A 10289-nucleotide genomic window follows, 5' to 3' on the forward strand; every position below is an offset into this window, starting at 1 on the left:
AAAAAAGGAGCCAATGGCTCCTTTTTTATTAAACACGATAAGTGTTAGCTCATAAATGATTTAATTGAAGTTAAAATACCGTGTTCACCTAACCCCATTTCATCGTGCATTTGCTGTTGTGTGCCATGTTTAATGAATTCATCAGGAATACCTAAGTTAAGCACTTTTACATCGGCTTTAATGCTCGATAAATATTCATTAACTGCAGAGCCTGCACCGCCCGCAATCGCGTTATCTTCTAGGGTTACAATAATATCGTGATCATTAATCAGCTCATCAATTAATGCCGTATCAAGTGGCTTAATAAATCGCATGTTTACTAGAGTGGCATTGAGCTCATCAGTGGCAAGTTGTGCGTTTTCAAGCAAGGTACCAAATGACAATATAGCCACTTTAGTACCTTTTTTAATTACATTTGCTTTACCCATTTCAAGTTGTTGCATAGTGCTTTGAATGTCTGTTGAGCCTGCACTACCACGCGGGTAACGAACAGCAACAGGACAATTAGCTTGATAGCCTGTATAAAGCATATGACGGCATTCGTTAGTATCACTTGGGGCCATAATGACCATATTAGGTATACAGCGCATAAAGCTTAAGTCGTAGGCGCCTTGATGGGTTTCACCATCGGCTCCAACAATACCGGCGCGGTCTATAGCAAATAATACCGGTAGGTTTTGCAGTGCAACGTCGTGAATTAGTTGATCGTACGCGCGTTGTAAAAAGCTAGAATAGATAGCCACAACGGGCTTTAAGCCCTCACAAGCAAAACCTGCAGCAAGAGTAACAGCGTGTTGTTCTGCTATTGCTACGTCAAAGTATTGTTCTGGATACTCTTTAGAAAAACGTACCATGCCTGAACCTTCACGCATAGCTGGCGTGATTGCCATGAGCTTACTGTCTTGCTCGGCCATGTCACAAAGCCAATCACCAAACACATTTGAGAAAGTCGCCGCACCTGGCTTAGATTTTGGTAAGCTTGATGTTGCAGGATCAAATTTTGGTACGCCATGATAACCAATCGGATCGGCTTCGGCAGGCTTGTAACCTTTGCCTTTCTGGGTTTTTATATGTAAAAGCTGTGGGCCTTTTAAGTTACGCATATTGCGCAGCGTATCAACCAACATATTCACATCATGTCCATCAATTGGGCCAATGTAATTTAGACCTAATTCTTCAAAAAAAGTACCCGGGATCATCATCCCTTTAATGTGTTCTTCCATACGGCTGGCAAGCTCTTTTACCGGCGGTACACCAGAGAGCAGCTTTTTACTGCCTTCGCGGATGTTGGTATAAAAGCTACCTGATAAAATACGCGCAAAATGATTGGTTAACGCACCGACATTTTCAGATATCGACATTTCGTTATCGTTCAAAATGATCAGCATGTCTGATTTAACATCGCCAAGGTGGTTCATTGCTTCAAAGGCCATACCAGCAGTAATTGCGCCATCGCCTATTACCGCGACTGTTTTACGCCCTTTGCCTTCTTTTTGTGCAGCAATAGACATACCTAACGCCGCAGAAATTGAGGTACTTGAATGGCCAACACTAAAGGTGTCGTATTCACTTTCATCTCTAAAAGGGAAAGGATGCAATCCGTCTTTTTGGCGAATGGTATGCATTTGATCACGACGGCCAGTCAGTATTTTATGCGGATAAGCTTGATGACCCACATCCCAGACCAAGCGGTCTTCGGGTGTGTTGTATACATAATGTAGTGCAACGGTAAGTTCTACGGTTCCTAAACCAGACGCTAAATGACCGCTACTTTGCGATACCGAATTGAGTAAATAGTCACGCAATTCATGGCTAAATGCAGGAAGCTTATCTTGTGCTAAGTCTCGCAAGTGGGCTGGTTCGTTCACCAAATCAAGTAATGGATACTTGCTGCTATCAAGTGTCATGGTTTTTTATATATCCTTCGCTAATATTAACCCTCCTCAAAACAAACGAGGTTTAAAAGGCGACTTAATATTCAGTAATAATTTTATACTAAGAGTTAATACGTTTTAGCTGTATTTAATGGTCACGTTCAATTAAATAGTTAGCCAATGCCGCTAAATCTGTTGTGTCTGCGTCAATGTTAGCTAATGCCTCATGGGCTTGTTGTATTAAATTTTGTGCTTTTTGCTTAGCGCCTAGCATACCTAATAAAGCGGGGTATGTCGCTTTATTCGCTGCAATATCTGACCCTTGTGGCTTGCCTAAAGTAAGCGTATCGCCCTCAACATCTAAAATATCGTCATGAACTTGAAATGCAAGCCCTATAGCGTATCCAAAAGTTGATAAGTTATCTAAAGTTTGTTGGCTTGTATTAGGAGCGCACAGTGCGCCAAGAGTGATCGCACAATTTATTAGCGCACCGGTTTTAAGTTTATGAATGCGTTCTAACTCATCAACAGTAATAACCTTATCGGTTGCTGCAATATCGCGGCCTTGTCCGGCAACCATACCTTGTAACCCCGATGCATGCGCTAGTGCTGCGATCATTTTTAATTGTGCTTCAGTCGAACATTTAAATGTGTGCTTAGCAATAAGTTCAAATGCTAAAGTTTGCAGTGCATCTCCAGCTAAAATCGCTTGTGCTTCACCATATACAATATGACATGTAGGGCGACCACGGCGTAAATCATCATCATCCATAGCGGGTAAGTCGTCATGCACTAATGAATAACTATGAATACATTCAATGGCTGCGGCAAGTACATCTAAATCACGCTTGTCAGCACCGAGTATTTTACCTGTGGTGTACACTAAAAACGGGCGCAGTCTTTTACCACCATTCATTACACTGTAATGTGTGGCTTCTTTTATAGTATTGTCGCTTTCAAGAGGTTGTTCAAAATAAAGGTTGAGCGTATTAGCTACATCATCTTGAGCGAGTTTTATTTGTTCTTTTATGCTCACGATTATTCCATATCGTTATCAAAGTGAGTAAGCGGTGCTTTTTCGTCATTACCCATTAATATCGACACCTTTTGCTCAGCTTGTTGAAGTTTGCCTGAAGATGCGCTCGCAAGTGCAATACCGCGCTCAAATTGCTTTAAAGACTGTTCAAGCGATAAATCACCTTGTTCCATTTCACTGACAATTGTTGTTAACTCTTCTAGTGCTTGTTCGAAACTTAAATTTTCAGGTTTTTTAGTCGCCATCTTTATTTTCAACTTACATAATAAATTTAGACGCCAATTTTAGGGGGAATGCTAAACTAGGTCAAAGAATGATATTGTTTTTTGATAGATAAATGCTGTTGATTGGGTTTTATTGCGTTTCAACGTTATTTTTTAAAATTATTAATTTTGATTAATTAGATTGATTACCTATGTTGATCTAAAATATAGCTAATCTTAATTTTACCGTTTATCATAAAAATCACTTAAGTATTTCAGTACCTTGCCGATAAACAATTAATAACAACGCTTGCGAAGAAAAAATATAAAACCTTTGGAGGGAATGTGGATTTAGCAACCATTATTGGGATCCTTGGCGCAATTGGCTTAATTGTCATGTCCATGTTTATGAGTAGTAGCGGTGAAGTCGCTATGTTTTACAATACCCCTTCTGTGGTTATTGTATTTGGTGGTTCCCTTTTTATCGTTTTATCTAATTTTACCATGTCGCAATTTCTTGGCATTGGTAAAGTATGTGCAAAAGCGTTTATGTTTAAAATTGAGCCTCCTGAAGCATTAATCGAAAAAGCGGTAGAATTAGCTGACTCTGCTCGAAAAGGCGGGTTTTTAGCCTTAGAAGAAGCCGAAATCCCAAATCCTTTTATGCGCAAAGGCGTTGATATGCTAGTAGATGGGCATGATGCTGATGTGGTACGTGCAACATTACAAAAAGATATTTCGTTAACCACCACTCGCCATGAAATGGGGGCAACCTTATTTAAATCATTAGGTGATATTGCACCTGCAATGGGGATGATCGGTACGTTGATAGGCTTAGTGGCTATGCTCTCGAACATGGATGACCCCAAAGCTATCGGACCGGCAATGGCGGTTGCGTTGTTAACCACATTATACGGTGCGTTTTTAGCAAACGTTGTAGCCATTCCTATTCAGGTAAAACTTGAACTGCGTAAAGACGAAGAGGCCATGAATCAGCGCTTAATTTTAGATGCAGTATTAGGTATTCAAGACGGGCAAAATCCTAAAGTAATTGAAGGGATCTTGAAAAATTATTTGGCTGAATCAAAACGCGCAGTCAATACTGAGGAATAATTATGTCAGATGAAGAGTGCAAATGCCCACCTCCAGGACTTCCTGCGTGGATGGGAACGTTTGCCGATTTAATGTCATTATTAATGTGCTTTTTCGTACTTTTACTCGCATTTTCTGAAATGGATGTACTTAAATTTAAACAAATTGCAGGCTCAATGAAGTTTGCTTTTGGTGTACAAAATAAAATAGAAGTAAAAGACATTCCAAAAGGGACATCTGTTATTGCTATGGAGTTTACGCCGGGTAAACCTGAGCCAACTCCTATAGAAACCATTCAGCAACAAACGGTTGAAATGACCCAACAAATGCTTGAGTTTCAGGCGGGAGATGAAAGCTCCGCAGGTGGACGTCAAGAGCAACGTGGTGAAAAGCGAGGTGGTGAATCAAGCAGTACCTCAGAGGAAGTTGCTGCAGCTACGGCAGTGTCTGCTGCTGATCAAGAGCAAATAAATGACTTAGTTAAAAAAATTGCGCAACAGCTTGAAAAGCAAATTATTGATGGGGCTATTGAGCTTGAATCTTTAGGGCAGCAAATCATAATTCGTATTAGAGAAAATGGCTCGTTTCCATCGGGGAGTGCATTTTTACAACCACAATTTAAACCTATCATTCAAGATATTGGCCGATTACTTAAAGATGTACCCGGTGAAATTACGGTGTCTGGTCATACGGATGATTTTCAGGTTTCCAACGAGCTTTACATTAATAACTGGGATTTATCATCTAAACGCGCAGTTGCGGTAGCGAGTGAATTACAAAAAGTTCCAGGTTTTGATAAAACCAGAATGATGGTGGTAGGACGTGCAGAAACTAGGCCCTTAGTGCCGAACGACTCCCGCGAAGATCGAAGACGTAACCGCCGTGTAGAAATATCAATTTTACAAGGCAAGGCAAAAGAGTCAGCGCCAATTGATGTAAGATAGAATGACTTGGCTATGTACCTTTTTTAGCATAGAATGCAACATTCTTAACAAATGTAATGGGGCGAGTATGTTAACTAAGTATTGTAGTATGCCTGGTAACGGTACTGGCGATGACGATGATAAAAAAACGAATTTTACTAAGTAATCATGCCTGATTGGTTTGATAAAATTTTAGAAATTTTAAACAGTAGCTGGGTGCTTATTTTGAGCCCAGCTATTTTTGTTTTTTATTTACGAAAAGATCTCTGTGCTTTAAGGTTTACTTTAATAACGGCTTCTTTTTTTCTTTTTGGTGCTTTAATTCATTCATCGCTCAAAGAGTTTGATGACGGCACTTACATATACCGTTATGTAGTTTGGGCATTAAACGATTTATCTTGGATGGCTTTGATTGCTTATTTAGGTATCAAAGATAAAGTTTATTTGTGGCAATGCGTACTGGGTCAGCTTGTGGTTATTGGTGCACCCATTTTACAATTGTTTCGTTTAGTCGACCGCCATCTTTGGGAATTATCATATAGCACTTATATGTATAAAACTTTACTGCCACTCATTAATGTTGGCACAGTTATAGTGTGTTACCTGCCTCTTTTATATCTTTTTGTTAATAAGCGAAATAAAGCTTTAAGTTAGAAACTATAAAAATATCCCCAGTTTTAAACTGATATGCTAAACTACTGTTTATATGAACAGTGTTGGGGTGTGGTTATGAAACTTTATATTGCTGAAAAACCTTCATTAGGACGCGCTATTGCAGATGCGCTTCCAAAACCTCATAAAAAACACGATGGTTATATTGAAGTGGCGAATGGTGATTGTGTGTCTTGGTGCATAGGTCATTTGCTCGAGCAAGCAGAACCCGATGACTATGATGAGCGTTTTAAAAAATGGCAATTTGAGCATTTACCTATTGTGCCTGAACACTGGCAATTAAAAGCTAAAACAAAAACCCGTAAGCAGCTTACCATTTTAAAAAAATTAATTAAGCAGGCTACAACACTCGTGCATGCTGGCGATCCTGATCGTGAGGGTCAGCTACTGGTTGATGAAGTAATCGAGCAAGCAAAAATTAGTCAAACTAAAAAGCAAAGTATTCAACGCTTATTGATTAGTGATTTAAACTTAACTGCGGTAAAAAAATCACTCAACTCTATGCGGGCTAACCGTGATTTTATCCCTTTGAGTGTATCTGCTTTAGCACGGTCTCGTGCTGATTGGTTGTTTGGTATGAATTTAACGCGAGCTTATACGCTAGCTGGGAAAAAAGCGGGCTTTGGTAATGTGTTGTCGGTTGGGCGAGTACAAACACCTATTTTAGGTTTAGTTGTAAATCGTGATAATGAAATCGCAAATTTTGTATCCAAACCATTTTATGAAGTACTTGCTCATCTTGTTACACCTGAGCAGCAATCATTTACTGCTAAGTGGATACCGAGTAAAGCGTGCGAACCATATCAAGATGAAGAGGGCAGAGTACTTAATAAAGCCTTAGCCGAAAATGTGACTTCACGCATTGCTAATCAGCCCGCAAATGTAACAGCGCTTGAGCAAAAGCAAAAAAAACAAACCGCGCCGCTTCCTTATAACTTATCTGCTTTACAAATAGATGCTGCTAAAGCTTTTGGGATGCCAGCACAAAAAGTACTCGATATTTGCCAAGTTTTATATGAACGTCATAAATTAATTACCTACCCACGCTCAGATAACCGTTACTTACCGAGAGAGCATCACCAAGATGCACCTGCTATTTTAAAAGCGATAGCCGTAAATGGTGGGCAGTCAGTAGAGCTGGTAAATGAGGCAAATGCAAAACAACGTAGTAAATGTTTTAATGATGCAAAAGTGGCCGCTCATCACGCCATTGTGCCGACAGCTAAACAGTTAAAAAGTGTGAGTTTAGCCAATGATGAAGCAAAAATTTATCAGTTAATAAGTCGACACTATTTAATTCAGTTTTATCCCGACTACATTTACAACGAAAGCAAAGTAGAGGTAACCATAGCCGGAGGTTTATTTAAAGCAAGTGCAAAGCAAGATGTAAGCTTAGGTTTTAAATTGCTCATGGGTAAGTCGGAACTCAAAGAAGAAGCTACATTGCCTTATTTAGAAAAAGGTATGGCACTTACTTGTGCTAAAGGTGAAGTGGTGCAAAAGCATACATCTCCTCCGGCTCATTTTACCGATGCAACCTTACTTGCTGCTATGACGGGAATTAGCCGTTATGTAAAAGACCTGCAAATCAAAAAAATATTAAAAGAAACAGATGGCCTCGGTACAGAAGCAACGCGTGCAGGCATTATTGAGCTGTTATTTAAACGTCGCTTTTTAAAACGTGAGGGAAAAGCAATTAAAGCAACTGAAACAGGTCTGGCATTAATTAGTGTATTACCAGAGGGATTATCAAGCCCCGACTTAACTGCAAAATGGGAGTCGAGTTTAGGTGATATTGCACAGCAAGCAATGAGTTATCAGCAGTTTATACAACCTTTATTAGCCGATTTAACTAATTTTGTAAGTCAAGCGGCGAACTGCAATAGTCAGGCATTTGCACTGTTACCTAAAACGTCACCTAAAAAGCGCTTTGCCAAACGTACAAAAAAAGCGCCGTATAAAAAGTCGAGTTATAAAAAAAGCCCTGCGGTAAATTAATCGCAGGGCTTACATATAGCGTTGAAGGTTACTGATTGAATAGTGCCACAGCGGCGTTACTCATTGCCTTTATTCCTGTAGGCAGTGCTACTTTATAATCAGGCGCAAATTTACTTGAATGTAACGAGGGCAGTGTTTCGTTATTTTTTATTGCCTTGGCGTACTGCTGTTGGTTAACGCCACCTAGCCAAAATAAGGTGATAGGAATATTTTCGTCGGTGCGCCCGTATAATCCAAAGTCTTCACCGGCCATTACCGCTTCTGTTTCGAGCACGTTTGCATCACCTATCGCACTTTTTATAGCGTTTCGAACAAGGTTAGTTTGTACTGGGTTATTGTAAGTTGATGGAATTGATTCATCTTCATGAACTTTCACTACAGGGTAGAGAGATTCCTCGAGGCCTGCACTTTGTGCTATACCTGCAGTAATACGTTTAATTGCCACTATTTGTGCGTTACGTATATCTGGATTGTAGCTGCGTAGCGTAAGTTGCAACTTAACTTCATCAGAAATAACATTGTGTTTAGAGCCACCATGAATGGAACCCACCGTTATCACTGAAGGCTCAAGTGGAGAAAGCTCACGACTAGTAATTGTTTGTAGTGCAAGTATCGTTCGAGCTGCGATGATCACAGGGTCGATAGTTGTATGCGGGTAAGCACCATGGCCACCTTTGCCTTTTATACTAATATCAACAGAATCAACACTGGCCATAGTGTATTCATTTTTCATTGCCACTTTACCCGCAGCAACGCTAGCGCTTACATGCAAAGCAATAATATGATCTGGTTTAGCGTATTTGTTAAATAATCCTTCCTTGAGCATTGCTTTTGCACCACCGCCTACTTCTTCAGCGGGTTGAGCAACCATCATTAAAGTACCTTGCCACTTATTTTTATGCGTAATTAATTGCTCAGCAGTACCAATAAAAGAGCTCATATGAATATCATGACCACAGCCATGCATAACGCCAACTTCACTACCTTGATCATTAATTGTGGTAATAGTTGATGCGTAAGTTTTGCCTGTTTGCTCTGTTATAGGCAGGCCATCAGTATCAGTTCTGATCATGACGGTAGGGCCTTGACCATTTTTGTAAATTCCGACTACACCATAGCCACCTACATTATCGGTTACGTCAAACCCTAATTTCTGAAGTCGTTCAGCGATTTTTTTACCTGTTTGCTTTTCCTTATATGACAATTCAGGTGATTGATGTAGGTCTAAGTAAAGTTTTTCTATTGCCGGCATGCTGGTATCAAGATCCAACTTAAGTGCTTGCGCATTCAATAATGGGCTGACTAATAAACACAATGCACTTACATACGCTAATTTCATATTTCCCTCACTACCTTCTATTGTATTTAAATGATTTAAACAGATGACTTGTAATTATTATCTTCATCACCATATAAAAACCTAAATAGATGAACATGGCAATAATTCAATGAGCAATATAGTTAGTCTTAACGCACAAAACCTTCAGCAAGTATTGGGTGAAACATCACAACAAAAGTTAGTACTACTTAACTTTTTTTCTCCACAAAGCCCAGAGTGTATTAGCCAAGCAGCTATTTTAGATAAGTTAGCTGCTGAATACAGCAACTATATAGTAGTCGCAAACTTAGACTGCGATGCAGAGCAGGCACTTGCCTCTCAACTTGCCCAACAAGTTGGATTGCAAACCTTACCTACTTTAGTGTTATTAAAAGACTCAGCTCCAGTTGATGTATTAGCGGGTGCACAAACAGAAAGCCAAGTTCGTGATGCATTATCTAAACATTTACCAGCTCAACAAGACTTATTATTAGAGCAGGCTAAGCAAGCACTGATTAATAGCGACTTAAATGCCGCGTTTACTTATGCCAAACAAGCGTATGAACTTGATAGTCGAAATGCGAGGATTAAATTAGTACTGGCAGATATATGTATACAAATCCACAAACTTGATGAAGCCGCTGCGTTAATAGAAACAATAGATGTAAAAGAGCAAGATGCATACTTTAATAATATTAAGGCAAAATGTGAGGCCGCATTAGAGGCAACCGATTCACCGCAGATAAAAGAACTTCAAGAAAAAGTCGCTAAACATCCAAATGAACTTGATTTGCAAATGCAGCTAAGTAACCTTTTAAATGAAGCGGGAAGGAAAGAAGAGGCATTAGAAGCACTCTTTACTATCCTTAAAAAGGATCTTAACTATGATGAAGCCAAACCAAACTTCTTAGCAATAATCGCCTCTTTACCTGACGGCGATGCATTAGCCGCTAAATATCGCCGCAAGCTCTATAGTATTTTATATTAACGGCTAATTAGAACCTTTATAAAAGCATCTAACTAAAGATGCTTTTTTGTTTTCTACATTTAAAAAGAGGATAAATGCAGGGTTATCCACAGGGTTTTGTGGGTAACGTGTGTGTCTAGGTGGGGTATCTTTGGGGTAAAAATTAAATGCAAAAAAGCCTTTAAAAACGCTTGCGTTAAAATCGA

General features: G+C 39.5%; 10 protein-coding genes. 5 read left to right on the forward strand and 5 right to left on the reverse strand.

Annotated features, from left to right (window positions below):
* Nucleotides 1-44: 44 nt before the first annotated feature.
* The 3 genes from dxs to xseB form a co-directional block, all read right to left on the reverse strand.
* Nucleotides 45-1907, reverse strand: a complete 1863-nt coding sequence (gene dxs / locus AAEY57_RS12125) for a 1-deoxy-D-xylulose-5-phosphate synthase (protein ID WP_350607947.1) — start codon at nucleotides 1905-1907, stop codon at nucleotides 45-47.
* 115 nt (nucleotides 1908-2022) lie between these two features.
* Entirely contained in the window at nucleotides 2023-2910 is an 888-nt protein-coding gene (gene ispA, locus AAEY57_RS12130) for a (2E,6E)-farnesyl diphosphate synthase (protein ID WP_013464235.1), read from the reverse strand.
* A 2-nt stretch (nucleotides 2911-2912) separates the two neighbouring features.
* The gene (xseB, locus tag AAEY57_RS12135; RefSeq protein WP_262976184.1) at nucleotides 2913-3155 is read right to left on the reverse strand and encodes an exodeoxyribonuclease VII small subunit; all 243 of its coding nucleotides are present in this window, start codon (nucleotides 3153-3155) and stop codon (nucleotides 2913-2915) included.
* 303 nt (nucleotides 3156-3458) lie between these two features.
* On the opposite strand from xseB, the gene pomA reads away from it, so the two are divergent.
* The 4 genes from pomA (at nucleotide 3459) to AAEY57_RS12155 (ending at nucleotide 7798) form a co-directional block, all read left to right on the forward strand.
* On the forward strand, nucleotides 3459-4226 hold the full coding sequence (gene pomA / locus AAEY57_RS12140; protein WP_016900636.1) for a flagellar motor protein PomA: 768 nt from the start codon (nucleotides 3459-3461) through the stop codon (nucleotides 4224-4226).
* A gap of 2 nt (nucleotides 4227-4228) precedes the next feature.
* Nucleotides 4229-5149: a flagellar motor protein MotB gene (locus AAEY57_RS12145; RefSeq protein ID WP_028834921.1), complete on the forward strand. Its 921-nt coding sequence runs from the start codon at nucleotides 4229-4231 to the stop codon at nucleotides 5147-5149.
* A gap of 147 nt (nucleotides 5150-5296) precedes the next feature.
* Complete coding sequence (locus tag AAEY57_RS12150) at nucleotides 5297-5782, forward strand: hypothetical protein (RefSeq protein WP_350607948.1); 486 nt, start codon at nucleotides 5297-5299, stop codon at nucleotides 5780-5782.
* A gap of 75 nt (nucleotides 5783-5857) precedes the next feature.
* A complete protein-coding gene (locus AAEY57_RS12155) occupies nucleotides 5858-7798 on the forward strand; it encodes a DNA topoisomerase III (RefSeq protein WP_350607949.1) in 1941 nt (646 codons plus the stop codon).
* 28 nt (nucleotides 7799-7826) lie between these two features.
* Here the strand turns inward: AAEY57_RS12155 and AAEY57_RS12160 are convergent, their stop codons facing one another.
* Nucleotides 7827-9137, reverse strand: coding sequence for a M20 metallopeptidase family protein (locus AAEY57_RS12160; protein ID WP_013464240.1), 1311 nt, complete (start codon nucleotides 9135-9137; stop codon nucleotides 7827-7829).
* A gap of 109 nt (nucleotides 9138-9246) precedes the next feature.
* Between AAEY57_RS12160 and AAEY57_RS12165 the strand changes: the two genes are divergently transcribed.
* Entirely contained in the window at nucleotides 9247-10104 is an 858-nt protein-coding gene (locus AAEY57_RS12165; protein WP_013464241.1) for a tetratricopeptide repeat protein, read from the forward strand.
* A 3-nt stretch (nucleotides 10105-10107) separates the two neighbouring features.
* On the opposite strand, the gene AAEY57_RS12170 is transcribed toward AAEY57_RS12165, so the two are convergent.
* Nucleotides 10108-10289: hypothetical protein (locus tag AAEY57_RS12170; RefSeq protein ID WP_350607950.1), on the reverse strand; the 182-nt coding region annotated here is incomplete at its 5' end.

The sequence above is a fragment of the Pseudoalteromonas sp. MER144-MNA-CIBAN-0113 genome, from assembly GCF_040308965.1.
GTDB lineage: Bacteria > Pseudomonadota > Gammaproteobacteria > Enterobacterales > Alteromonadaceae > Pseudoalteromonas > Pseudoalteromonas tetraodonis.

Bases quoted from the DNA above. Each gene is read 5' to 3' on its own strand.
- AAEY57_RS12150 (WP_350607948.1), top strand. From the start codon at position 5,297: ATGCCTGATTGGTTTGATAAAATTTTAGAAATTTTAAACAGTAGCTGG.
- xseB (WP_262976184.1), bottom strand. From the start codon at position 3,155: ATGGCGACTAAAAAACCTGAAAATTTAAGTTTCGAACAAGCACTAGAA.
- AAEY57_RS12160 (WP_013464240.1), bottom strand. From the start codon at position 9,137: ATGAAATTAGCGTATGTAAGTGCATTGTGTTTATTAGTCAGCCCATTA.
- dxs (WP_350607947.1), bottom strand. From the start codon at position 1,907: ATGACACTTGATAGCAGCAAGTATCCATTACTTGATTTGGTGAACGAA.
- AAEY57_RS12155 (WP_350607949.1), top strand. From the start codon at position 5,858: ATGAAACTTTATATTGCTGAAAAACCTTCATTAGGACGCGCTATTGCA.
- AAEY57_RS12145 (WP_028834921.1), top strand. From the start codon at position 4,229: ATGTCAGATGAAGAGTGCAAATGCCCACCTCCAGGACTTCCTGCGTGG.
- AAEY57_RS12165 (WP_013464241.1), top strand. From the start codon at position 9,247: ATGAGCAATATAGTTAGTCTTAACGCACAAAACCTTCAGCAAGTATTG.